The organism is Paenibacillus sp. DMB20, assembly GCF_000987955.1.
Lineage (GTDB): Bacteria > Bacillota > Bacilli > Paenibacillales > Paenibacillaceae > Paenibacillus_AQ.
On sequence record NZ_LAZU01000036.1, the window covers coordinates 245,731 to 269,886 of the forward strand.

Sequence of the window (24,156 nt, forward strand, 5' to 3'; positions counted from 1 at the left end):
GGTTTACATCAATGCGGAAGGGGCCGAGCCATGAGGGAAATGTCGCATTTAAAGAGGAGTCTAAAAAAATATAAGTGGCTGCTGCTAATGACATTGCCGGGCATCGTTTATTTGTTCATCAACAACTATATCCCGATGTACGGCGTGATCCTGGCTTTCAAAAATTATAACTATGTCGACGGCATATGGGGGAGCGAGTGGGTCGGATTAGACAATTTTAAATTTTTGTTCAATTCGCAGGACGCGTACATTATCACCAGGAATACCTTCCTATACAACTTGGTGTTTATACTGCTGAACCTGGTCCTGTCCGTATTGGTCGCGCTGCTGATCAATGAAATCAAGGATAAGGTGATCAGCCGATTTTACCAAAGTACCTTCCTTCTTCCGCATGTGATTTCCATGGTTGTCGTCGCCTATCTGGTGTACAGCTTTCTCAATGTGGACAGCGGATTGGTGAACAGAATGCTGATCAAATGGTTCGGAGCCGAGGCGGTTTCCTGGTATGGGGAACCCGATTACTGGCCCTACATCCTGGTCATCGTAAACGCATGGAAAAATGTCGGTTATCTATCGATCATTTACTTCGCCTCGATCATCGGTATCGACAAGGAGTATTATGAAGCTGCCACCATCGACGGCGCGACGAAATGGAAACAAATGACCCGGATTACCATTCCGTTGATCGCACCCGTGATCATAACGATGACGCTGCTTGCGGTAAGCGGCATTCTCCGTTCGGATTTCGGCTTGTTCTATCAGGTGCCGATGAATACGGGAGCCTTGATCCCGACGACGAACACGATCGATACGTTTGTCTACCGGGCGATGATTCAATCGGGCGATATCGGCATGTCGACGGCGGCCGGATTCTATCAGTCCGTGGTCTGTTTCGTGCTCATCTTGGCCGCGAACACGGCCGTCCGGCGCATAAACAAGCGGGACGCCTTATTTTAAACGGAGGAGCGGGAGAAATGGCGAAGGAAATAAAACGAAAGCAGCGTATCGGCCCGTCCTTAATCCACCTTTTTTTCTGGGCTTTTACGACCGTATCATTGATTCCTTTCATTCTGGTGTTCATGGTATCCATATCCAGCGAGGATTCCATCCTGCAAAAAGGTTATTCCTTGTTCCCGAACAGCATCAGTTTTGCGGCCTACCAGTTTTTGCTCCATGATTTTTCCGAGATTGCGAAAGCATACGGCGTCACGATCTTAACGACTCTCATCGGCACGGTCGTAAGTTTGATGATTACCGCATTATTCGCTTACCCGTTATCCCGGCAGGACCTGCCTTTTCGGCGCACGCTTTCCTTTTATATCTTCTTTACCATGCTTTTTGGCGGAGGCATGGTGCCCTGGTATATGACGTACGTGAACATGTTTGATTTGAAAAACACGATATTCGCGATGATCATTCCGAATCTGTTGTTAAGCGCCTTCAATGTGCTCCTTATGCGAAGTTTCTTCGCATCCAGCATTCCGGAGTCCGTGGTGGAATCGGCAACGATTGACGGTGCGGGGGAACTCAAGATTTTCTTTAAAATCGTCATCCCGCTTTCCCTGCCGATCATGGCTACCATAGGTCTGTTCAACACGTTGGCCTACTGGAACGACTGGTATAACTGCATGCTGTTTATCGACAAGCCCGAGCTATACAACATCCAGTACCTAATGACGAAAACGCTCACCAATATCCAGTATCTTCTGATGAAATCCAACAGCTCGGCCCAAGTCGGTGATCTGCTGGCTAAAATGCCGAGGGAGACCGTCCGGATGGCGCTGGCCATCGTGGGGATCGCCCCGCTGTTGTTCGCGTATCCGTTCTTTCAAAAATATTACATCAGCGGGATCACCAGCGGAGCTGTGAAAGGTTGAAGTCTTTAGATCGTAATTAGAGGGGGGAGGCGATCAGCGCCGGAAAGCGATAGATGCTTCTGAAACGATGATTCATGAAAAGTTGACCATGAGAGGAGAACGGCGGGAATGAAAAGAAGTTATCAGGCATTATTGATCATCATGCTTTGCGGGATGCTGGCGTTAACGGGCTGCGGCAAAGGAGACCCGGGAAAGGCGACAGGGACGGCATCCGGCACGACGGGGAAAGAATCGGGCGGACTGAGTCCTTATAAAATTACGCTGGTATATCCGGCAACCGCCCCGAAAGACCTGCAGCTTGTGCAGGACGAAATGAGCAAGTATCTCACCGAAAAGATCAATGCCACCATCGAGCTTAAACCCATTGAGTGGGCATCCTGGGACGATAAAACCAATCTGATGAAAATATCCAACGAACCGTTTGATCTGATGTTCACGGCAAGCTGGTTCTCGTATCCGAAGGATGTGGCCAAAGGACAATACCTGGAGCTGGATGATTTAATGGCCCAGCACGGCAAGGATATCCCGGGCATTCTCGGCGACGATTTCATTAAAGGATCGAGAATCGGGGGCAAGCTGTATGCTCTTCCGACCAAGAAGGAATTCGGTCAGGGCTTCGGCTTCCTGCTCGACAAAAAATTAGTGGATAAATATAAGTTCGATCTTAACGGGGTCAAGTCGCTGGAAGACATGGAAGCCATGTTCAAGACGATTAAAGAGAACGAACCCGGTGTGACGCCCATCGTTTCGAGCAAGTTCACGAACATTTGGGAAGCGGCCAACTACGACGGCATCGTGGCGAACCTGGCGATCCCCCGGGGAAGCCAAGAGCTGAAAGCCGTAGATACGCTGGAGGATCCCAAGTTTATCGATTTCTATAAACGCATGCACCAATGGAACCAGAACGCTGGTTCGACAAGGATATCCTGACCTCCGACGCCGATCAGGGCATGAACATGATCAAGGCCGGAAAAGCCTTTGCCGTTGCGCAGTCCTTGAAGCCGGGCAAAGACAAGGAGATGAGCCTGAGCTCTGGTGTTGAGGTGGTTCAGGTGGAAACGGCGGAGCCGTTCACGACGACGGGGGACGCTCAAGGCGCGATGCTTGGAATATCGCGGACATCCCAAGATCCGGCGAGAGCATGATGCTGCTTAATTTGCTGTACAGCGATCCCAAGCTCCTGAACATGCTGAATTGGGGAATCGAGGGCAAGCATTACGTGAAAAAATCCGATAACATGATCGATTTTCCGGAAGGCGTGACTGCGGACACGCAAACCTACCCGAATCCGGGCGGTTGGATGTTCGGCAATCAGTTCAACTCCTATCTGTGGGCTAATGAAGATCCTAAAAAGTGGGAAGCTTTTCAGAAATTCAACGAAAGAGCCGAGCATTCGATTGCTCTCGGGTTTGCGTTTAACCAGGAGCCCGTCAAATCGGAAATGGCATCCATCGCGAATGTGGAGAAGGAATTCGGAGCGACGCTAAGATCGGGGGCCGTGGATCCGGAGAAGATCATAGAGAAATGGAAGGAAAAGCGGAAGGCCGCCGGGTTTGATAAGATCAAAGCCGAAGTGGATAAGCAGCTGGCCGAGTGGGCCCAGACGAAATAGGCAGGCATTAAGGAACAAGGGGAATTCTGAACTGGGACTATCGTTATGCGTCCTATGTAAGGGATTCCCTTTTTTCCCCCGCGTACACTATACTCAGAGAGTAAATGAATTTTCGCTATTCCTGAAGCCGTGGCATATAAGGTATCAATAGAAGCGGGGGTGTTGTCGAACGGATGAATATAAAGCTCTCGCTTCGCTTTAAGTTAATCATCGGCTTTGTGACGATCACGGTGCCTCTGGTCGTACTGCTGCTCTACAATAACTACTATGCTTCGAACATCATCAGGGAGCAGGTGGCGGACTCCAACAAAAATTCGATGATTCTCTACTCAAACCAGATTGAGGCAGCCCTGAACAAGGAAACGAATTTTTTGTACAATATGGCGGTCGAGGATCCGAACATTACGGCACTCTCGCAGCTTCTGAACGATCCCGATGAGTATTATTTGGCCAAGGCCAGAGTTTTGAACACCCTGATGCGTTATCACCGGTTCGACAACAGCGTCGATCTTCAATTCATCTACTCGGTCAAGAAGCAGGATTTGATTCATACGCCCATCAAAACGCAATCTTATGAAGAGCTGTTATCGATCAAAACGTCCATGGAAAAGGCGGTCGAAAGCGTAACGCCGGACAGCGCTTTTTTTCGGGAGTGGAAGGCCATTGAGTACGACAAACGCAAGTATGCATTAATCCGGCTGGTGGATACGGGGGACGACTTTTACCTGGGAGCCTTCGTCAAACTGGAAAATTTGATGATCCCGCTGGACCTGATCCATCTTGAGGACGGTTTTGCGAGCTTCGTCAATGCAGATGGGAATCTGCTCACTAGCTCGGCTACCGTCGATTCCGATCGTTTGGACGCTCCCCTCGCCGAAACCAATGAAGCGTACCAGGTCGTAAAGAAGGATCGGAACAACTATATTGCGGTCATGAATCGGATACGGGGGACGGACGTGATCCTCGGCGCTTTTATTCCGGAATCCCAAATGCTGAAAAATCTCTATCACTTCCGGAGAGGAATCTTGATCATATCCATTCTGGCCCTGTTCATCCTGATCCTTTATTTGATGTATTTAAACGATATTATCCTGAAACCGATGAACCTTCTGGTCCGCGGGATGCGGAGAATCAAACACGGGGATTGGGATTTCCGCCTTCACTCCTCGAAGTCCAAAGAGTTTGCGATTATCAATGAAACCTTTAACGGCATGGCTTCCGAGATTCATGACCTGAAAATAAGCGTATACGAGGAACAGATCAAGGCTCACAAGGCGGAACTCAAGCATCTGCAGCTTCAGATCAATCCGCATTTCCTGCTGAATTCGATCAACGTTGTTTACAATCTGGCGGAAATCAAGAATTATAACGTCATCCAGCTCATGTGCATGAACCTTGTCAAATATTTTCGGTTCACGACCCGAACCAACCAGATTGCGGTGACGATCGTGGAAGAAATGGAGCATATGGAGAGTTATATCAAAATTCAGCAGGTCCGTTTTCCCGGCCGCGTGACCTATGCTTTCCGCATTTCCGACGGTGCGGAAAAGGCGGCCGTTCCGCCTTTGTTCATACAGCCTTTTATCGAGAACGCGATGAAACACGGCTTTGATTTCATGGAGCATCCTTTTCATATTGCCGTCGATATACGCTTTAACGGACGGGACTCGTTGGTAATCACGATCTCGGATAACGGCAACGGCTTTCCAAAGGATGTCCTGCGGCAATTGCAGACCTGCCGCTACACGGAAAGTCCGAACGGCGAGCATTTGGGCATTTCCAATGTGTATTACCGGCTTAAACATGTGTTTGGGCAGAAGGCGCGGCTTGAATTCGATAATGCCCCGGACTCGGGGGCCCGCATAACCATGGTGCTTCCTTTCCTTACGGTTGAGGAATTTGCGTCGTACGGTTCGATCTGAACGGGGGTGTTTACATGTATAAGGCACTTATTGTTGACGATGAAATCTACGCGGTGATGGGAATCAAAAGCGGCGTCGATTGGCAGGCTCTCCAGGTAACCGAGGTATATGAGGCTTATAACATGCGGGACGCGTTGAACGTGTTTGAACGCACTCCGATCGATGTGATGGTGTGCGATATCGAAATGCCCAAAGGAACGGGGATCCAGCTCCTCGAGCGGGTGAACGAGATATCCCCGGAAACGGAAACCATTTTTCTGACCGCCCATTCGGCATTCGATTTCATGAAGAGGGCGATACAGCTGGACGGATTCGATTATCTGCTCAAGCCGATTGAATTCGACGTTCTTCAGGAAACCATCTCCAAAGCGCTCCATTCCATTGAACAGGAACGGGAACTGAATAGCCTGCGCGAGTTGTATAAACCCTACTATGAAATGTGGAGCAGGAAAAAAACGCTCATCACGGAGAAGTTCTGGAATGACGTATTATCGGGAAGAACCGTGTGTAAACCGGACAACGTCAAGAAAATATTGGAGGAACACGAACTCGCCGGCCTGGAGGAGGCCTTTTTCCTTCCGGTACTGGTCAGCGTGGAATCGTGGCTGCGGGAATTCAGCACCCGGGACGAGGAGATGATGGAATACGCCATCCGCAAGGGCGCTGCGGAAATGCTGCTGTCCGCCGCCTGGAGCGGCGAGGTCATACAGACCAAGCAGGGGGTGAACGTCGTCATTTTTTACGAGTTCGGGGAAGAACGGGTGGCGCGCGGCCAGCTTCTCTCACGCTGCGAGGAATATATCCAGTCCTGCAAGCAATATTTTAGCTGCAGCGTTTCCTGTTACATCGGCGAAAGCTCGACCCTGTACGATATCGCGGACACCTATAAGCAGCTGCTTGAGCATGAGTATAAGAATCTGCAAAAAACAAACCGCGTCGAAGCGTATGTTCCGGTAAGGGGGCGAACGAATACGGTCGATTTGCAGCATCATGATTCGGTCATACAGCGCGTCCAGGACTATATCATGGAGCATTTAAGCGAACCGATCACCAGGAAGAGCTCGCCGGGCATGTTCACCTCAATCCCGCCTATCTCTCCCGTTTATTTAAACGAAAGGCAGGGCAATCGATAACGGATTATATATTATATGTCCGGATGTCCCAGGCAAAAGACCTAATTGCCACCTCGACCCTGCCGATTTCGGATGTGGCCAAAACGTTCGGATATTACAATTTTTCGCATTTTTCGAAAATGTTCCGAAAGGTGTATCATGTCTCGCCCCAGCAATACAGGCAACAATCCGTTTCCTGCGAATAGAATGATGGTTTCCAAAAAGTCCAAGCGCCTGGATCTTATCCAAGCGCTACTTTTAGTTGAGGTTTTGTGTTTTGTTTTAAGACCGGTCCTTATCACGGTGTACATGTGGAAATTTCTTGGCTATTCTATAAAAAGCTCGGGATCTTCGGAATGTATCCCATGGCCCGCATTCATAAAAAAACTTTAACGGATAAGTGAGGGTGCTTTTCCCCTTACATTTTCTTAATTAGGAGTAGTATACTTTTTCTACTTTATATAATGTGTGTTCGATAGTTGGGCAGAGATCAGCATTTACTTTGTAATATTTAACTCGAAAATATAAACTTTTCAAAAAGTTCTTTATATTATTTTTTTGCCTAAAGGCAGGAAGAAATTCCGGACTTTTCTCTATATCACCAAAACTTTGAATCCATTGCTCTACATAAGTCTGACTAAGTATCTTTCTATTTAAAACACTAATAATGGGACTTACCATTCTCTCATCTTCCCCATCGGAGTAAACACGATCTGTTATGGTCACCTTTTCGTAAACCAAATCGAGGATGGTCATGAGGTCATTTTTATCCAGTTCGGAACATTGAGCCAACTCGTCTAAAGCATCTGCTGCATGAGCTATGGCATGAGCCCAGCCTTTTTCTTCGTCATACCCACGGTAATCTCGCTCTTCTTGTAAATTGTAAAATACTTTCTCTTTTATCTGATGAATTTGCTCTCTTGAGAGAAATGGTGATTCTCTATGCCTTATGAAGAGGAGCGGTATAACTAGCATAGAGAAAGATCGAGTGAAGACAGAGTCTGTATTTGTTTCACCAAGCTTAAAAAGAAAATGGTTTTTATCCAAAACAACTGGTAGAAGTTGTTCTAGTTCGTTTGCAGTTAGAGAATTACCAGGAATCCAATGTGATAAGGTTGTATAAATTAGTTCATCACGTAGTTGGGCATCCAAAGAACCGATGTTATTTATCATTTCTTGTATCAACTGGAATGTATCGGGAGGTGCTTGGTAGTCATTTTCTTTTATTAATATCAACTTTTCTTTTAAATTCATTTTACACAACTCCTTCTAGAAATTTTCCGAACTGACTTTTTTAGGATTTCTACTGACTGTGCGGCTTCTTCCGTACCTCTTCTTCACTTACTATAAGGCACAGATAGGATCAGATACAATTCCACAATAGAGCGAAAATGCATATTTTACTTTTTTATAAGGGTATTTGCTTGCCTTACTTTCCAAGAGAGGTAGAGCGTTCCGGCAGTTCATCGCAAAGGATAAGTCCGCACCGAAATCTTCCACAATAATCGCTTCGGCCAGTTCCGAGTAACCGGAAGCAATTCTGAAAATGTACGGGATTCACCCGAACTTTATCTCATTTCGATCCTTTTGCTTGTCTGTGGTATCCTAAGATGGAGAAATGCATACCGGAGAACAAGCTGGAGGGAGACGGATTCATGTTGTTGATGAACGAAAAAATCAAAGTGGGCGAGGTTGAGCTCACCGGGTTGAACGGCGAGCAGCTGGGGATAGTCGCCAGAGAAGAGGCGCTGGCATTAGCCAAGAAGCACAAAGCCGATTTGGTCTGCACTTCGCTGTTCAGCAGTCCGCCGCCTTGCAAGCTCGTGCGTCGGGGAATGGCTAAACAGGCGGCGGCTCAAGAGAAGAAAGGGCATCAGGCCAAAGGGCCCGTTAAAGTGAAGGAATTCCGGCTGACGGCGCATATTGAAGACCATGATTACGACACTAAGCTTTCGCAAATGAGGAAGCTGTTGGCGGCAGGCAAAGCCGTTCAACCGGTGATTCGCATCCAGGGCAAGGAGGGCGAGGCTGCCCGAAAGCTGCTCGAACGTTTGGTGAACGATCTTGGCGAAACAGGGAAGAAGGAAACCGGAATCCAACTGAGCGGCAAGCAGGCCACGGTGAAGCTGCTGCCGGTTTAATAGTACGGGGAGCTAACTTCCCTGACCCGGATTCCCAAGATAACTTCATGAAAAAACCGCTTACGGGTTTGATGCCGAAAGCGGTTTTTTGCGTTGCTTAGCTAAAATCGCAAATGCCGTTTATTCACGGCTGAAGAAGGGAGGGCTAGCCGTCAGGCAGGTATAGAAGAGCTGCCTGTTTTCAAACCGCGAACCAATGGGACGGATGGGCAAGCGTCGGAGGCAGCTTGGTGTCGGCGTTTCCCTTTGCGGCATTGAGCTGGGCTTGAGTAAGAAAGAGAGAGCCGGTGAGGTTCGCTCCCCTAAGGTCAGCATCCCGGAAATCCGCTCCGATAAGGTCAGCCGTTCTCAAGTCTGCATTTCTGAGATCTGCTGCAATAAGGTAGGCTCCTCTCAGATTGGCGTATCTAAAATCCGCCCCCTTGAGGTTGGCGCCGATCAGGTCGGCTCCACGCCCGGCTTTTTTGTGCCGTACGGGCGGCCCCTTATGGGTACGGCGTGCTTCGTCCCTCACAAGTTCACTGGTTTGAAGGAGCAGGACGTTCACCTTTGCCCGGTGTACGGCCGCATCCAACTCCATAAGCGCTTTTGGTCCGAGATCGGTCAGGCGTTTCGTTTCGTTCAGGGCCAAGCTGAGATCGCCATGTATCGAACGGGCAGGTTGCAGCGTCAAGGCTTCGGTCAGGTACCGAAGCAGCTCATATAGCTGCCTCATCACCGGGAATACTTCGAACATTTCCTTTGCGGTTTCGGGAGCCTGACGCCAATCGCGTCCGTTATAGGTCACCTGGGAAACCTGTTGTCCCGCTCCGAAGCAATCGTAGACGGTGCAACCGCGAAAGCCGCTCTGCCGAAGGCGGTTGTGGATTCCGCAGCGGAAGTCGGTTTGGAGGTTGCGGCAGGGTTGTCCGCCGTCTTTATCTATGGCAAAATCCGATGAAGCGAGAAGGGTAGCGCGACGCAGCATAACCCGAAACACTTTTCGCAGTCGCCCTGCAGGCTTCCGTCGGATAAAGCTGCCGTATATTCTTGATTGTCAAACATAACTTGTGTAGCTCTCCTTCCGATTGAGCATAAACTTTTGTCTCGTTTAATCATAAGGCAAAATCAAATTAGAGTCATAGATGTTTTTTCTTTTTTTATGAAATCTAAATCTTTCAGCCCCATTTTCACCGCAATTTTATTATATAAGACGTACTATATAAGTCTAATTATCGTTATATTACACTATTAATCCCGTATTAGAGGAAAAATAGATTATTAGTGCGTATTAATTATTGATTTATTGTTATTTATGACGTAATATATAAGCGAGAAAAGGAGGTACTTGCGATATATGATTAAACGACTCGGCATCAGCGGAACGGGAAGAATCGGAAGGTTGGTTATTCGCAGCATGTTTGCAAGCGGGGAGGGTACTTCAATCGGCCTTATTAATTCAACGTGCCCGCCGGATCAATTGGCGCATCTCCTGAAATATGATTCGGTTCACGGTCGTTGGAACGAGAATGTTGAAGCGGAAGAACAGTGCCTTATCATTCGGGGCCACCGGATTCCGATTGTCAGCGGTCGCAATCCGGAGCTCTTGCCATGGAAAGAATATGGAATAGACGTTGTCGTGGATGCGACGGGCAAATTCAAAAGCCGTACCGAGGCCTCCGGGCATCTCAAAGCGGGCGCGAGCAAAGTGGTCGTTACGTCACCGGGAAAAGAACTGGATTGCACCATAGTGATGGGCGTAAATGAACATGCCTATGATCCCGGCCGGCATTCCCTTATATCGACCGCATCCTGTACGACGAATTGCCTGGCTCCGGTTCTGCATGTGCTGGATCGGGAGTTCGGCGTCGAGTCCGGATGGATGACCACGGTCCATGCCTATACGAATGATCAAAAACATCTGGACAACGCCCATTCCGATTGGCGCAGAGCCAGAGCTTGCGGCAGTTCCATCATTCCAACCTCGACCGGTGTGGGGAAGGCGTTAAAGGAGATTCTTCCGCACTTGGCGGACAACATTCAGGGCATTTCATTGCGGGTACCGGTGCAAAACGTTTCCTTGGTCGATCTTACCGCACAATTGCACTCCCATGTGACGCAGGACGATATCGGCCGCGCTTTTCGAAGCGCCATCTCCAAAGGTTTGGAACCATATGTGGAGTATAATGAGGAACCTCTAGTATCCACCGATTATATAGGAAACAGTAAATCAGCCATTATAGACGGGTTATCCATCCAAACGTTGGGCCGGCAGGTCAAGCTGTTGGCATGGTACGACAATGAGTGGGCATATGCATGCCGCGTTAAAGATTTCGTGAAATATATGTTCGTCCAATCCGAAAAGGGGGAGTTACTATGCGGAGCCAAGTCCATGAATTAATTGCCGGACCTGTAAAACAAAACGAGTTGGGAACGATCGTTTGCCGTCATTGCAGCAATATCATCGGCACGCTGCCAACAAACGGCGTGAAAATCAAATATATGGTTTGCGAGCAGGAAGCGTGCCGCAAACAAGAGGGGAGTGTTTCGGCTTGACAGTGCAGAGAGTGAATCCGTTCCGGAATGGCGGCAAAGAACATATTGAGCTATTGGGCGGCAAAGGCGCGCATCTTGCCGAGATGACCAAAGCGGGACTTCCGGTCCCGCCGGGATTCACCATCACCACGGAGGTGTGCAGACACTATTACAGCAGCGGCTGCCAACTGCCGGCAGGCTTGATGAACGAGGTTTTGCATGCCGTGGCTGAGCTGGAAAGAGAGCAAAACCGGCAATTTGGCAGCGCAGAACGCCCTCTCCTCGTATCGGTGCGGTCAGGCTCCGTGACGTCCATGCCCGGCATGATGGACACGGTTTTGAATCTCGGGCTGAATGACGACACGGTTGAAGGATTGGCCCAGCTGACAAATAATCGCCGGTTTGCTTACGATTGTTACCGGCGCTTCATTCAAATGTACGGCTCTGTCGTATGCCATATTGAAAGTATTCATTTTGAACGTGTGTTGCAAAAGGAAAAAAATCTCGCGGCATGCGCGGACGACGGGCAATTATCGGAAGCGTCATTAGCAAGGATCGTTCAGGATTTCAAGCGCATTTTCGAACAGAAAACGGGCAACCCGTTCCCGCAGGATGTAAAGAAGCAGCTTCAAAAGGCAATCGAAGCGGTATTCTCGTCCTGGTCAAGTCCGAGAGCGAAAGTATACCGAAAAGTCCACCATATTCCGGACAATCAAGGCACGGCGGTGAATGTTCAGTCCATGGTTTTCGGCAACATGGGAGACAGCAGTGGAACCGGCGTATTGTTTACCCGGGATCCCTCTACGGGAGAACATGTCATGTTCGGCGAGTATCTCATGAACGCGCAAGGGGAGGATGTCGTCGGCGGAACAAGAACGCCCAGCCCGATCTCGGAGCTCGAAGCGGTTATGCCGGATGTATTCGGGGAGCTTTCCGCCTGCGCGAGGCAGCTTGAACTTCACTACAAAGACATGCAGGATATTGAATTTACGATTGAAACCGGCAAATTATATCTTCTCCAGACGCGCAATGCCAAACGCAATGCCAGAGCGGCGCTGAAAGTGGCCGCCGATCTGGTTAACGAAGGTTTGATCACGAAGGAAGAAGCCTTGATGCGAATCGATGTTCAGCATCTGAATCATCTGCTCCACCGTTCCATTCATGCGGATGCCGATCACGCTGTGATGGCAATGGGACTTCCGGCATCGCCCGGAGCCGCGTGCGGACAGGTCGTTTTTGACGCCGATCAGGCCGACGAATGGAAACGCGCGGGAAAACCGGTAATATTGGTTCGGATGGAGACGACGCCCGAAGACATTCACGGTGTCATTGCAGCGGAGGGGATTCTTACGCTTCGCGGAGGCATGACAAGCCACGCCGCGGTTGTGGCCAGGGGCATGGGAAAACCATGCATATGCGGATGCGAAGCGCTCATGATAGATGAAGAACGACGGTTGTTGATATCCGGGGAGTTCGCCATTAACGAAGGGGACTGGCTGACGATTGACGGCGGCAGCGGAAAGGTTTATTCCGGGCAAATGGAACTCAAGGAAGCCGATATTTTCCCGGAGCTGCTCCTCATTCTACAGTGGGCGGATCAGATTCGTTCGTTAAAAGTCTTGGCGAACGCGGATTCTCCTCTTGACGCGCGAAAAGCAAAAGAATTCGGCGCGGAGGGCATAGGATTGTGCCGTACGGAGCATATGTTTCTGTCCCCTTCCAGGGTGCCGATCGTCCAGCAGATGATTTTGGCCGAGAAGGAAAGCGACCGTCAGCAGGCGTTAAATCGGCTCCTTCCGATGCAGCGCTGCGATTTTGAAGAGATGTTCGAAGAAATGGACGGCTGTCCGGTTACGATCCGGCTGCTCGATCCGCCATTGCATGAATTCCTTCCGAACGTGGAAGAACTTACGGAGCGTCTTACGAAGCTGCGTACAGACGGAGACACGGCCGGGGAACGCATGGAACTGGAACGAATGATTCGAAGGGTGCGCGAACTGCAGGAAACCAATCCGATGCTGGGACAGCGGGGTTGCCGGCTTGGCATTATGTTTCCGGAAATATACGAAATGCAGATCGAAGCCATATTCAAAGCGGCTCTCCGAAGCATTCAAAAGGGCATAACGGTACTGCCGAATGTCATGATTCCGCTGGTTGGCCATGTAAATGAGCTTTATCTGCTGCGCAAACTTGTCGATCATGTCGCGGACCAAGTGCTCGGAGAAGAAATAAGAAATTGCCCATATAAGGTAGGCACCATGATCGAAGTGCCGCGTGCGGCATTAACGGCCGGCGAAATTGCGCGCTCGGCTGACTTTTTCTCCTTCGGCACGAACGATTTGACCCAAATGACGTTTGGCTACAGCAGAGACGATGCGGAAGGCAAGTTTCTGTCGCACTATGTGGAGAATAAGCTTCTGCCGAACAATCCGTTTCAAGTGCTTGACACGGAAGGGGTAGGCAAGCTGATCGAGATGGCGGTGATCCAAGGACGTTCAAGAAATCCGATGCTGACCACCAGCATTTGCGGAGAGCACGGCGGAGATTTGGAGTCCATCATGTTCTGCCAACGGGTCGGCCTGGATTATATCAGCTGCTCGCCGTACAGGCTTCCGGTCACGCGGATTGCGGCGGCGCAGGCCTATATCCGAATGCAGTGGGAACTTCAGCTTCAAGAGGCCGCAGTCTGATCGGCACGTAACATGACGAATAGCCGGGCGGGTGTTCGCGACCTCCGAGGAAAAGGGAGTTACGTACATTCCGCCCGAAAATGCTATAATCTAGTCATACAGGTCGTGTAACATGAAGCGGAGGGATCACTATCGAACTGACAGCAAGGCAATTAGAGATCATTAAAATCGTTAAAAAGCACGCCCCTATAACCGGCGAACAAATAGCCGAGATGCTAACGGTCAGCAGACCCACGATTCGTTCCGATCTGTCCTTGCTCGTAATGCTTGATTATATAGCGGCCAAGCCCAAGGTCGGATATTTTCTCGGGGAGAAGGCGGAGAAGAAAGAGTCGGATTCGTACGTCCTGCGAGATATAAAGGTCGGAGAGGTTCAGGGCATGCCGGTTGTGGTCGATGTCAAAACAACGGTACAAGACGCGGTCGTTACGTTGTTCCTGGAGAATATCGGCAGTTTGATCGTGACCGACGAAGAAGGAAAGCTTGCGGGCGTCATTTCGCGCAAAGATTTGCTCAAAGTGACGCTGGGCAACCCGAATGCGTCTTCCATGCCTGTCAGCATGGTCATGACCCGACAGCCGAACATCGTAACGATTACGCCGGAGGAATCGGTCCTGGAGGCCGCGCGAAAAATGATCCATCATCAGGTGGACAGCCTTCCGGTCGTCTCATGCCCGGATGTTTCTTCGGAATCGGAGTGCCGTATCGTCGGACGAATTACGAAGACGACGATCATCAAGCTGCTGCTGGATAAAGTAGATCAGGATTAAGCAGGGGGACGAAAAGCGCATGGGGAAACCGTCATATACGATAACCGTATGTTCAGATTCCGTAGGGGAAACGGCCGAAGCGGTAGTAAAAGCGGCTATTCGCCAGTTTGAAGCTCCGCATGTCAAAATTAAGCGTTACATGAATGTACGCGATGAGGACGAGCTTCGTCTGCTGATGGAGGAAGCTGCCGAATCCGGCGGCTTTGTCGCTTATACACTGGTTCAGCCGGAATTAAGGGAAGCCATTAAGGAGCATGCCATACGTCTTCATGTTCGGGCGGTTGATGTGATGGGGCCGATGATTCAGGCGTTCGTCGATACATTCGCCGACCAGCCTAAGCGAATGCCCGGTTTGCTCCATCGTTTGGACGATGATTATTTCAAACGCGTCGAGGCGGTAGAATTTGCAGTCAAATGCGACGACGGGAAGGATATCAATGCGATCCTGAAAGCGGATATCGTACTGCTTGGCGTGTCCCGTACATCCAAGACGCCTCTGAGCATCGTTCTGGCCCATAAAGGGAAGAAGGTGGTCAACTATCCCGTCGTGCCGGAAATAAAGCCGCCTGAACCGTTGTACAGCATATCGCCGGGCAAAATCATCGGTTTGACGATGAGCGCCGAGCATCTTTTGAAGATTCGTTCCGAAAGACTAAAAACGATGGGATTGCCCGTTTTGGCAAGGTATGCCTCTTTGGAACGGATCGTGGAAGAATTGGAGTATGCCCGTTCGCTGTTTGACCGGTTGGGCTGCCCGGTTATCGATGTCACGGACAAAGCCATCGAAGAAACGGCCGGCATCGTTATGGATTTCTTGTCCTGAGCCTTGAGAACAAACGTTCCGAAAACGATTGACATCATCATCGATCAAATATATACTACAATCAAATCGAACATAAAGTGCGGGTGAAGCACCTCGCAGGATCGGCTATTCAGGCCTTTCTTGCGAGGTGCTTTTTTTGCTGCATTGTGGACGATAACTTTTGAAACGGGGGTTGATGAGATTGTTGAAACGAAAAGGAAACTCAAGCCGGACTTTAAACTATTTAACGATTCTGGGCATTATTGCATTGCTGCTTGTATCCAGACTTCCTCATGCAGAGGCTGCTGATAGCGGTTGGGATGCTGCATTATCGAGCATCGACAAGCTTCATGACAGCTTTACCGCTTTGGACATGGCCAATAAAGAGATGAGGGAGCAGACAAGGTGCTTCGCAAGTTAAATACGGACAACCTTAAAGAAATCCATAGTAAATTAAAACTCATCGATAAGGAGAAGCTCGACAAACTGAAATCGGAAGCCGATCATGCCCGGAAGAAATATGAGCCGCTTCTGGCAGAATATACGGATCTCGGCAAGAAAGCGGCCGAAGCCAGGAAGCGCAAAGATCGTAAGTCTGCCGTCATGTTCGATCTTAAGCGGAACCGGATTAAAGCTTCAGCGAATGCGGCCCGTCAGGAGATTAAGGTCAAGAGGGATGCTTTAACCGCCGCAAAAAAGCTGGCTTCAGCCAAAGTCAAGGCGGTTAAGGAGGCTCTGGTCCCCGTACAAGCTCTGAAAAAACAAATCACGGCCGAGAACAAAAAAATATCGGATTACAACAAGAACAGGATAGCCTCGGACAAACGTTACAAATCCGCCGTAAAGCTGGGGGATGCAATCATGGCTGCCGCTGAGTTAAGACAGATCGTCGGATATCTTGGCTCGGTTCAATCTTCGCAGAAGTCGATATATGAATGGGAGAGCGGCATTCGTAAAACCATTCAAGCAGCGGAGTCCAAGCTCCCGAGATAACGCCACTTAACGAATAAAAACGGGCTCGACTTCAAAGACCACTATGAAAGCTGTGCTGTTGCTCTTTATTGAAGAGACAGCACAGCTTTCATGCTTTTTAAGAAGCTCCAGGACCATGTGACAGTTATAGATTGCCCCGTTCCTGAATATCACCTAAGCTGGAGCGATGAGCTGAAGTTGAAATCCCAATGGAAGCCTACCGCTTCTTTGAATGACATTGCCGATTACGCGGGGGTTGGCATTGCCCCGCTTCACCGCGTTACTCCAAGGATGTATGGATAGAAGTATAAAGGATACCGGAAAAAGTGCCGATAAGTAAAAGGGCAGGAAAAGATAACCGAATCTGTTATAATGAAGTGAACCCGCTAATGGATATTGGCGGGTTTTTTAATGGAATTTTGAGAAGCAAAGTTAATATATTTCGCCTCGTTGATATAAGGTGTCACAAAATCGCATTCCAGGATTGTTATATAAGTAAAGAAAGGAGGTGAGCTCTTGCAGCCTACCATCCCCGGGGAAAAGGAAAGAAGGAAAGATTCCATTGAAGCGGTTGTAGAACAGGTTAAAGCAGGAGACAAGGAAAGCTACAGAGAGATCATTCTTCAGTTTGAACGGCAAATGTATACGTATTGCTACTATATTCTGAAAAATCATGCGGAGACGGAGGATGCCGTTCAGGAGATTTTTATACGCGCATATGAAAATCTTCATCAGTACAGTAGACAAGTATCCTTCTCGGCCTGGCTGTATAAAATGGCCTACCATCATTTGATCAATATAAAGAAGAAGCAGAGCCGCTTACTTAAATTGGTCGAAGATTACAAGGAGCAGCAGCCGGTGCTGCAGGTCTCTCACCATGAATCCATGGTTTATGAGCTTTTGACTTATCTCACTACCGAAGAGCGTCATATTTTACTCCTTAAGGCGGTAGAGCAATATACGTTCGAGGAAATTAGCGAGATCATGGACCTCAAAGCCGCGACCGTACGAAAAAAATATGAACGCTTGCGTCGAAAATTGATGAAATGTATAAGCCAAAAAGGAGAGGTGGCACATGGGACATTTGCCGAAACAAACGGAGTTCGCTGAAATGGATGCCATTGAACAAATGATTCGTGAATCGTCTATACCACAGAAAAGTATGAGTCACCAAATTATGAATAAGATTGGAGAGAATAAATTGACTAGATCATCTAAACAAAAACCTAACTTGATTAAAAGAACGGCATTGGTCGCAGCTGCGGCAGCCGTGCTTGGCGGAGGCGTGATCGGTTCGGGATTCGTATCGCCGGCCATGGCTGCAACTTTGAAGCAAATTCCGATGATAGGAGTTCTGTTCGAAGGGACAAGCGAGGAAGCGCTGCAAACGGCCGTTAAGCAAGGAATCGTGTCCGAGCCTAACCTGAGCGTAACTCATGACGGAATCACGCTAAAGGTAGCCAGCCTGCTGTATGACGGAACCCGTTTATCCGTTATCCTGCAGCGTGAAGGGGTGAACCTGCCGACTGTGGCATCGCCATACATCGATAAAGATACAGTGATTGAGGGAGACAATGAATACCTTAAGTCCAAGCAAATTCCGGAAAAGGACCAGGTGAAAGGTTATATCAAATGGCCGACCCTTCTGGTCAACGGCAAAGAGGTGGGCAAGGGGCAAGCCATGTACGGCGATGAACCGAGGCTGGACAATGCCTATATCGTGGAAATGACGAAGGACCTGAACCTGCCGGATCAATTCGAGTTAACCATTCAGGCGAATGTCACGGGCGTCAAAGAAACCTTCGAATTTAAGGTTCCGGTGAAAGTGGAGGATAAATCGTTAGTCCTGAAGCCGGATGCCTCCAAGTCGGACGGGAAATTCAGCTATACCGTGAAGCAGCTCGAGCTTTCTCCGGTATCCACGCGTCTGGTTCTGGACAGCAAGGGCGAGGTTCCTTCGTCGGCGGAGCAAACAGGCGATTACAGCGCCAGCATGGTATATTACGAGCTTGTCGATGATAAAGGAAACGTGCTAAACCCTAGCAAATTCGATTATTTCCACAGCAAACCCAAAACCGAATACCACGTGGATCAACTGTATAGTCCTGCTAACGGCACGCCGAGATCCATCACGATCAAGCCGTTCACCCTTACCGTTAAGAACAAGGATTGGAGTGTCGTGGGCGAAGGCAAAGGCAACGTCGGCGATAAAACATACCTGAAGGAATTGGAAATGACCATTCCGGTTAAACCATAACATAACTACTTTGAAAGAAACCCGTCATGATGGCGGGTTTCTTTTTAATCTTGCCGCTTCCGACTTTTAGAATCGTTATTCGTTACATTACGAGTCAATTTGAAGCGGCATTGCGTCAACATACAAAAATTCATTCCCTTTACGCTGCTTAAAGATCCTGCGGCCGCCCAGACGCCGGAATCGTCGGGAACATGGCGGATGGGCGGAACCTATGGCCACTCCTGGTTTGTCGATCCCAAAAGAGCAGCTTAGCGTAGTTGCATTACGAATACCGCACTAGAAGGGATGTCGGGTCGCTTTACAACCGAAATCTGTGAATCCGTTTATGCCGGAATTCGTGTCCTAAAGGAGTAATCGAAAGGTTAATAAAAGAGTATTTTATTGGAAAGAGCGGACCAGTTAAATGACTGGTCTGCTTCTTTTATGTTGTACTGTGATAAAATATGAGGAAATGAAATTGTACCGTTACCGATGGACAGGTATATCGATTATATCGATTTTCAGCAAAAATTATAGATGGGAGGAATTTATATGGATAAATTCATGGAACGCGCAGTGAATCTGGCCACGGAAAATGTCCGAAACGGCGGACAGCCTTTCGGTGCCGTATTGGTTCATAACGGCAGCATAATAGCTGAAGGGGTTAATGAACTGCACATTAAACACGATATTAGCGGGCATGCGGAATTGCTTGCGATTCGGCGTGCCCAGGAACAGCTGCAAACGACCGATCTGTCGGGCTTTACGATGTACGCTAGCGGGGAACCCTGTCCGATGTGTTTGGCGGCGATGTACTTTTCGGGAATCGATAACATTTATTATTGCGCTTCCGTAGAGAATGCGGAGGAAGCCGGACTGGGGAAATCCAAGATGATCTATGAGGATCTGCAAAAAAACAAATCGGAACGTTCGGTTTCATTGATCCATATGCCATTAAAAGAAGGTCAGGTAAACCCGATGAAGCTATGGAAGGAGCAAAAGCAAAATTAATCGCAGTCAGGACTCGGGTCAATGGATACAGATGGATTATCAGTAAATATTATCTTTACATTCTTGGCGAGAGCGGATACAATGGAACAAATATGTGAATGGGTGGATCATGATGAACATTTTTTTGACGGGAATTATCGGGTAATCGATAACTGAATAAATCACAAACGTTTTGGCCGGATCGAACATGGGCCATTGCATTCATTTTAAGGTTGCTTGTATGCCGACGTTTGTGCCTCCTGTCATGAACTTTCATCATAAATGCCATGCATATAAGGAACCCGCATAAGTAAAATTTACGGATGCATTCTTTTGTTGTTATCAAGCTGTAGATGGACAGTTGTTCATTTACGGCTTTTTTGCGTGCATTTCACCAATCTCTTCACATGGAAAGGAGATAATGCGAGCCATGGACTGGAAATTTTGGAACTTGTAATCAAACGATATGGCAACGGATAAGGCGTAAATATTCGAGGCGGGGTTCGGATCGGACCGCGGATATGCTTCCGCAGCGGATCCAAGGATTCAGGGGAATCGTCGAATGGAATGGAGGAAAAAACTTGGTGGCCAATTTATGTTTTCCTAATATGTTCTTTGCTGCAATTGTCGTATTATATGATTCCTCGTAGCGGTTTTCCGTTAACTGGAGGTCGCTGAATGTTGGCGTCGGAAGTTAAATTATAATTATTTTTTACCTAGAATCAGCCGATCTGATCATGTATACTGGCGACGATCTGCTGCTCTAAGGGACTGAAGTAAAATGGCTGTACATATTTGCTAGCATATGGGGGTGGGCACCGTGCCCAAAAAAGAGAAAGTATCGATGTCCTGGCTTCTGCGATATTTGAGCCCGGTCAAAGGACGGCTGATGATTTTGCTCATCATGCTGTTAACGTCGACGGGATTGCAGCTCATGAATCCGCAAATCGTGAAACGTTTTATCGATACGGCGGCCGGCGGCGGGGGTTTGGCCAGTCTTCTGCAACTAGCGGGAATATTCCTTGCCGTAGCCGTAGCCAACCAGCTGATTACGGTGGCCGTAAGCTATCTGGGAAACGACATTTCGTGGCGCGCTACGAATCGGCTTCGGGGAGATCTCCTGAAGCATTGCCTGCGGCTGGACATGAAGTTTCATAACATGAAAACGCCAGGCGAAATGATCGAGCGGGTGGATGGCGATGTTACGAGCATTTCGAACTTTTTCGCGATGTTTATCGTGCAGGTCATCGGCAGCTTTGTGCTGCTGGCCGGCATTTTGGGCTTCATGTTTACCGTCAACCTGCCGATTGCCATCGTGATGACGGTTTTTACGCTGGTATCGATTTTATTTATGGTGTTCATCCGCAATCTCGGCGTCAATTCGTCCAAAAACGAACGCGAGGCCAGCGCTTCCCTGTTCGGTCTGATTGAGGAGCGCATTGCCGGGATCGAGGACGTGCAGGCCAACGGGAACGTGCCTTACGTAATGAACCGGTTTCACCGCATGATGCGCACCGTGTTCCTGAAAGGAAGAAAAGCCTGGATGCTCCGAGTCGTTCCGTGGAACACCACCGTTATCCTGTTTGCCCTTGCCGTCACCGCAGTGCTGTTATTGGGGGTTCGTTACTATTTGATCGGCGAGATAAGCCTGGGTACGTTATTCCTCATTTATCAATACACGCAAATGCTGAATGATCCGATCGAGATGCTGGGCGACCAGGTGCAGGAGTTTCAAAAAGCGAAGTCCGGCATGCTCCGTTCCAGAGAATTGCTCTCAAACCGCAGCGAGATCGTGGAAGGCGATCTGGATCGGCTTCCGGAAGGAGCGCTGGGACTTGAATTCGAGGACGTGAATTTCAGTTACAACGAAGATAAACCGGTTCTTAAGGACATAAGCTTTACGGTTAAGCCGGGGGAACGGCTTGGCATTATCGGACGTACCGGAAGCGGAAAATCGAGCCTTAGCCGCGTTCTGCTTCGCTTGTACAACATTGACAGCGGAGCCATCCGCGTCGGCGGCACGGACATCGCGAAGCTGAAGCTTCCGGCACTTTATCGCCGGGTAGGCATGGTAACGCAGGATGTGCAGCTGTTCGACGGGACGCTGCGCGACAATTTGACGCTGTTTGATAAAAGCGTATCCGATTCGTTTATTCTGGAAACCACGGAGCGGCTGGGATTGCGGCAGTGGATCGATGCCCAGCCGGAAGGGCTGGATACGCATTTGGCTGCCGGAGGCGCATCCCTGTCCGCGGGGGAAGCTCAGCTGTTTGCGCTAACCCGGGTATTTTTGACGCAGCCAAGCTTGGTCATCCTGGATGAGCCTTCTTCGCGTCTGGATGCGGCAACGGAAACCATGCTGCAGGCGGCTGTAGATCAGTTGATGAGTTGCAGTACGGGAATCATTATCGCGCACCGGCTGGCTACGCTGGAGCAGGTCGATAAAATCATGGTGCTGGGTGATGGCCGAATCCTTGAATTCGGCGACCGGGAAGCGCTGGCGCAAGATCCATCTTCGCATTACGCAAGACTGCTGGTAACAGGCAGAGAGGAGGAGTTGGCATGAGCATTACCGGATTTATTGGGCGCCTGTTCCGATTCAGACCTTCATTATTCTTAATAAACGGGTTGCTGTGGTGCATATTTCACTCCCTGCCGCTGCTGATCGGGATCGGCATGCAGTGGTTCTTTGACCGCGCCACGGCGAATTCCACCGATTATTTGTGGCTAGCCGTACCGCTGATCTTCATTGCCGCAGTGAGAGTCGCAAGAGTGGGAACGTTTTTCGCGGCTTTCTATCAATGGGTAACGTATATTTACCACATTCAGGCCATTCTGCGCACGAATATGCTGGCTGGCATTATGCGCTGGCCGGGACGCAACCTCCCCGCTTCCCCCGGAGAAGCGATGAGCCGTTTCAGGGACGACGTGGATGAGGTTGTCGAGTATGTGGAGTCCTGGGTGGATTTCTGGGGACGTCTCGTATTTGCGCTGGTTTCGGTTATCATTATGGCGAGCATTAACTGGAAGATCATGCTGGTTGCCGTTTTGCCGTTAGTAGTGGTGACGCTGCTCAACAATTTATCCGGCAACCGGGCCCGCCGTTACGGTCAAAAGAACCGCGAAGCTACCGGACGGATCACCAGTTTTATTGCGGAGACCTTTGGTGCGGTTCAAGCGTTGAAGCTGGGGCAAGCCGAGGACCATGTTCACGAGCGTTTCACGAAGCTGAATGAAGAGCGCCGTCAAGCTGCGCTGAAGGATAATCTGTTCAAGCAGTGGATGAGGTCGCTCAATCAGCATGTACTCAGCATTTGTACGGGATTAATCCTTTTGATGTGCGCCGCCGAGATGCAGGCCGGGCGTTTTACCGTCGGCGATTTTGCCTTGTTTACGGCTTATCTGGCGAATATCGGGTTCAGCATCTCCTTGTTCGGTTACATGGTGTTTCAGCATAAGCGGCTAAAGGTATCCTTTGACCGGATGCGCACCCTGTTCCGTCCCGGCGAGGAAGACCGGATCATAGAGGCAAGGGAGACCTATCTCAACGAAGATCCTCCGGAGCTGCCTGCGATCCACAGGGATCCGAAGGAGAAGCTCCGGGAGCTTGAAGCAAGCGGCTTATCGTACCAATATCCTAATTCGGATAACGGGATAAAGGATATTCATTTCCGCTTGGAGCGCGGCAAATTCCTTGTCATCACCGGACGCATCGGGTCCGGTAAATCGACGCTTGTGCGGACGCTGCTCGGACTGCTGCCGAAACAAGAGGGCACGATCCGTTGGAACGGGGAAGAGGTCGATCCCGCCACCTTCCTCATGCCGCCAAGAGCTGCATATACGCCGCAGGTTCCCCGTTTGTTCAGCGATACGCTGTGGGAGAATATCGTGCAAGGGAAGAAAGAGCGTGTTGAAGAATCTCTGGAACGGTCGATTCGCCTAGCCGTCATGGAAAAGGATATCGAGGATCTGGATCAAGGACTGCAAACGTTTGTGGGTCCAAGAGGCGTCATGCTGTCCGGAGGACAGATTCAGCGCGCGGCTACCGCTCGGATGCTGATGACGGGCGCGGATCTGTTCATTTTCGATGACCTGTCAAGTGCGCTGGACGTGGAGACGGAGCAGCAGGTCTGGGATGGACTGTTCAAAGAGCGTGACGTGACTTGTATTGCCGTATCTCACCGAAGAGCGGCACTCGCGAAAGCGGATCACATCATTGTGTTGAAGGATGGTCGGATCGAGGCTGAAGGCACCTTATCCGATCTGCTGGCCACCAGTGAAGAGATGCAGCTGTTGTGGCAAGGTGAACAATCTTCCGTTGAATCTTTGCCGGCTGATTCAATGGATAAGCAAAGTTCTCATGTTTAGGGAAAAAGCTGCTGAGGGACAAATCCCCCGGCAGCTTTTTCTTTACTTGAAACATGACCGAAAAGTGGATGGTCCGGAAAATGTATAAATGGATGGTTACGAATGGCATGACAGACATTATATTTGTTTTGATATGTCTCTAAAAAATCA

22 protein-coding genes and 2 pseudogenes are annotated in these 24,156 nt (G+C 49.4%); 22 read left to right on the top strand and 2 right to left on the bottom strand.

What is annotated here, in order from left to right:
* Positions 1 to 87 precede the first annotated feature (87 nt).
* From XI25_RS20170 to XI25_RS35080, 8 genes and pseudogenes are all read left to right on the top strand, one after another.
* Positions 88 to 957: an ABC transporter permease gene (locus XI25_RS20170; protein ID WP_327204834.1), complete on the top strand. Its 870-nt coding sequence runs from the start codon at positions 88 to 90 to the stop codon at positions 955 to 957.
* Positions 958 to 974: 17 nt separating this feature from the next.
* Positions 975 to 1,877 carry a carbohydrate ABC transporter permease gene (locus tag XI25_RS20175; protein WP_052759689.1) on the top strand — a complete coding sequence of 301 codons (903 nt, stop codon included), beginning with the start codon at positions 975 to 977 and terminating at the stop codon, positions 1,875 to 1,877.
* A 108-nt stretch (positions 1,878 to 1,985) separates the two neighbouring features.
* On the top strand, positions 1,986 to 2,807 hold the full coding sequence (locus XI25_RS35065) for an ABC transporter substrate-binding protein (RefSeq protein WP_235440008.1): 822 nt from the start codon (positions 1,986 to 1,988) through the stop codon (positions 2,805 to 2,807).
* Entirely contained in the window at positions 2,771 to 3,022 is a 252-nt protein-coding gene (locus XI25_RS35070) for a hypothetical protein (RefSeq protein WP_235440009.1), read from the top strand. Before XI25_RS35065 ends, XI25_RS35070 begins: the two co-directional genes overlap by 37 nt.
* Positions 3,019 to 3,489 carry a DUF3502 domain-containing protein gene (locus XI25_RS35075; protein WP_235440010.1) on the top strand — a complete coding sequence of 157 codons (471 nt, stop codon included), beginning with the start codon at positions 3,019 to 3,021 and terminating at the stop codon, positions 3,487 to 3,489. The genes XI25_RS35070 and XI25_RS35075 overlap by 4 nt, the downstream gene beginning before the upstream one ends.
* A gap of 173 nt (positions 3,490 to 3,662) precedes the next feature.
* Positions 3,663 to 5,411 (top strand): sensor histidine kinase, encoded by a 1,749-nt coding sequence (locus XI25_RS20185; RefSeq protein WP_046679933.1) that lies wholly within the window; start codon positions 3,663 to 3,665, stop codon positions 5,409 to 5,411.
* Positions 5,412 to 5,467: 56 nt separating this feature from the next.
* Positions 5,468 to 6,544 carry a response regulator gene (locus XI25_RS20190; protein ID WP_235440027.1) on the top strand — a complete coding sequence of 359 codons (1,077 nt, stop codon included), beginning with the start codon at positions 5,468 to 5,470 and terminating at the stop codon, positions 6,542 to 6,544.
* A pseudogene (locus XI25_RS35080) lies at positions 6,532 to 6,729 on the top strand (helix-turn-helix domain-containing protein); the annotation flags it as partial. The gene XI25_RS20190 and the pseudogene XI25_RS35080, both read left to right, overlap by 13 nt.
* A 226-nt stretch (positions 6,730 to 6,955) precedes the next feature.
* Here the strand turns inward: XI25_RS35080 and XI25_RS20195 are convergent.
* The gene (locus XI25_RS20195; protein WP_046679934.1) at positions 6,956 to 7,777 is read right to left on the bottom strand and encodes a DUF2785 domain-containing protein; all 822 of its coding nucleotides are present in this window, start codon (positions 7,775 to 7,777) and stop codon (positions 6,956 to 6,958) included.
* A gap of 401 nt (positions 7,778 to 8,178) precedes the next feature.
* On the opposite strand from XI25_RS20195, the gene infC reads away from it, so the two are divergent.
* Entirely contained in the window at positions 8,179 to 8,664 is a 486-nt protein-coding gene (gene infC / locus XI25_RS20200) for a translation initiation factor IF-3 (RefSeq protein ID WP_046679935.1), read from the top strand.
* A 181-nt stretch (positions 8,665 to 8,845) separates the two neighbouring features.
* Here infC and XI25_RS20205 read toward each other — a convergent pair.
* A pseudogene (locus tag XI25_RS20205) lies at positions 8,846 to 9,708 on the bottom strand (pentapeptide repeat-containing protein).
* 292 nt (positions 9,709 to 10,000) lie between these two features.
* Between XI25_RS20205 and gap the strand changes: the two are divergent.
* From gap to XI25_RS20270, 13 genes are all read left to right on the top strand, one after another.
* Positions 10,001 to 11,044: a type I glyceraldehyde-3-phosphate dehydrogenase gene (gene gap / locus XI25_RS20210; protein WP_046679936.1), complete on the top strand. Its 1,044-nt coding sequence runs from the start codon at positions 10,001 to 10,003 to the stop codon at positions 11,042 to 11,044.
* Entirely contained in the window at positions 11,020 to 11,199 is a 180-nt protein-coding gene (locus XI25_RS20215) for a GapA-binding peptide SR1P (protein ID WP_046679937.1), read from the top strand. Before gap ends, XI25_RS20215 begins: the two co-directional genes overlap by 25 nt.
* Complete coding sequence (ppdK, locus tag XI25_RS20220) at positions 11,196 to 13,868, top strand: pyruvate, phosphate dikinase (protein WP_046679938.1); 2,673 nt, start codon at positions 11,196 to 11,198, stop codon at positions 13,866 to 13,868. The genes XI25_RS20215 and ppdK overlap by 4 nt, the downstream gene beginning before the upstream one ends.
* Before the next feature lie 161 nt (positions 13,869 to 14,029).
* Positions 14,030 to 14,638, top strand: a complete 609-nt coding sequence (locus XI25_RS20225) for a helix-turn-helix transcriptional regulator (RefSeq protein WP_235440028.1) — start codon at positions 14,030 to 14,032, stop codon at positions 14,636 to 14,638.
* Positions 14,639 to 14,657: 19 nt separating this feature from the next.
* Entirely contained in the window at positions 14,658 to 15,461 is an 804-nt protein-coding gene (locus XI25_RS20230; protein WP_046679940.1) for a pyruvate, water dikinase regulatory protein, read from the top strand.
* Between the two features lie 181 nt (positions 15,462 to 15,642).
* Positions 15,643 to 15,861 carry a hypothetical protein gene (locus XI25_RS20235; RefSeq protein WP_046679941.1) on the top strand — a complete coding sequence of 73 codons (219 nt, stop codon included), beginning with the start codon at positions 15,643 to 15,645 and terminating at the stop codon, positions 15,859 to 15,861.
* Positions 15,846 to 16,433, top strand: a complete 588-nt coding sequence (locus XI25_RS20240; RefSeq protein ID WP_046679942.1) for a hypothetical protein — start codon at positions 15,846 to 15,848, stop codon at positions 16,431 to 16,433. Before XI25_RS20235 ends, XI25_RS20240 begins: the two co-directional genes overlap by 16 nt.
* A gap of 495 nt (positions 16,434 to 16,928) precedes the next feature.
* Positions 16,929 to 17,522: an RNA polymerase sigma factor gene (locus tag XI25_RS20250; protein ID WP_046679944.1), complete on the top strand. Its 594-nt coding sequence runs from the start codon at positions 16,929 to 16,931 to the stop codon at positions 17,520 to 17,522.
* Complete coding sequence (locus XI25_RS20255) at positions 17,488 to 18,669, top strand: DUF4179 domain-containing protein (protein WP_046679945.1); 1,182 nt, start codon at positions 17,488 to 17,490, stop codon at positions 18,667 to 18,669. The genes XI25_RS20250 and XI25_RS20255 overlap by 35 nt, the downstream gene beginning before the upstream one ends.
* 99 nt (positions 18,670 to 18,768) lie before the next feature.
* A complete protein-coding gene (locus XI25_RS35085; RefSeq protein WP_235440011.1) occupies positions 18,769 to 18,921 on the top strand; it encodes a hypothetical protein in 153 nt (50 codons plus the stop codon).
* A gap of 279 nt (positions 18,922 to 19,200) precedes the next feature.
* A complete protein-coding gene (locus tag XI25_RS20260; RefSeq protein ID WP_046679946.1) occupies positions 19,201 to 19,659 on the top strand; it encodes a nucleoside deaminase in 459 nt (152 codons plus the stop codon).
* Positions 19,660 to 20,458: 799 nt separating this feature from the next.
* A complete protein-coding gene (locus XI25_RS20265; RefSeq protein WP_046679947.1) occupies positions 20,459 to 22,204 on the top strand; it encodes an ABC transporter ATP-binding protein in 1,746 nt (581 codons plus the stop codon).
* The gene (locus XI25_RS20270) at positions 22,201 to 24,006 is read left to right on the top strand and encodes an ABC transporter ATP-binding protein (RefSeq protein WP_046679948.1); all 1,806 of its coding nucleotides are present in this window, start codon (positions 22,201 to 22,203) and stop codon (positions 24,004 to 24,006) included. The genes XI25_RS20265 and XI25_RS20270 overlap by 4 nt, the downstream gene beginning before the upstream one ends.
* Positions 24,007 to 24,156: the final 150 nt, after the last annotated feature.

Excerpts from the sequence above, each read along its gene's own strand:
- XI25_RS20215 (WP_046679937.1), top strand. The coding sequence starts at position 11,020 with ATGCGGAGCCAAGTCCATGAATTAATTGCCGGACCTGTAAAACAAAAC.
- XI25_RS20260 (WP_046679946.1), top strand. The coding sequence starts at position 19,201 with ATGGATAAATTCATGGAACGCGCAGTGAATCTGGCCACGGAAAATGTC.
- XI25_RS20175 (WP_052759689.1), top strand. The coding sequence starts at position 975 with ATGGCGAAGGAAATAAAACGAAAGCAGCGTATCGGCCCGTCCTTAATC.
- XI25_RS20255 (WP_046679945.1), top strand. The coding sequence starts at position 17,488 with ATGGGACATTTGCCGAAACAAACGGAGTTCGCTGAAATGGATGCCATT.
- XI25_RS20185 (WP_046679933.1), top strand. The coding sequence starts at position 3,663 with ATGAATATAAAGCTCTCGCTTCGCTTTAAGTTAATCATCGGCTTTGTG.
- XI25_RS20190 (WP_235440027.1), top strand. The coding sequence starts at position 5,468 with ATGGGAATCAAAAGCGGCGTCGATTGGCAGGCTCTCCAGGTAACCGAG.
- XI25_RS20230 (WP_046679940.1), top strand. The coding sequence starts at position 14,658 with ATGGGGAAACCGTCATATACGATAACCGTATGTTCAGATTCCGTAGGG.
- XI25_RS20195 (WP_046679934.1), bottom strand. The coding sequence starts at position 7,777 with ATGAATTTAAAAGAAAAGTTGATATTAATAAAAGAAAATGACTACCAA.
- XI25_RS35070 (WP_235440009.1), top strand. The coding sequence starts at position 2,771 with ATGGAACCAGAACGCTGGTTCGACAAGGATATCCTGACCTCCGACGCC.
- XI25_RS35065 (WP_235440008.1), top strand. The coding sequence starts at position 1,986 with ATGAAAAGAAGTTATCAGGCATTATTGATCATCATGCTTTGCGGGATG.
- gap (WP_046679936.1), top strand. The coding sequence starts at position 10,001 with ATGATTAAACGACTCGGCATCAGCGGAACGGGAAGAATCGGAAGGTTG.
- XI25_RS35075 (WP_235440010.1), top strand. The coding sequence starts at position 3,019 with ATGATGCTGCTTAATTTGCTGTACAGCGATCCCAAGCTCCTGAACATG.
- XI25_RS20170 (WP_327204834.1), top strand. The coding sequence starts at position 88 with ATGACATTGCCGGGCATCGTTTATTTGTTCATCAACAACTATATCCCG.
- XI25_RS20270 (WP_046679948.1), top strand. The coding sequence starts at position 22,201 with ATGAGCATTACCGGATTTATTGGGCGCCTGTTCCGATTCAGACCTTCA.
- infC (WP_046679935.1), top strand. The coding sequence starts at position 8,179 with ATGTTGTTGATGAACGAAAAAATCAAAGTGGGCGAGGTTGAGCTCACC.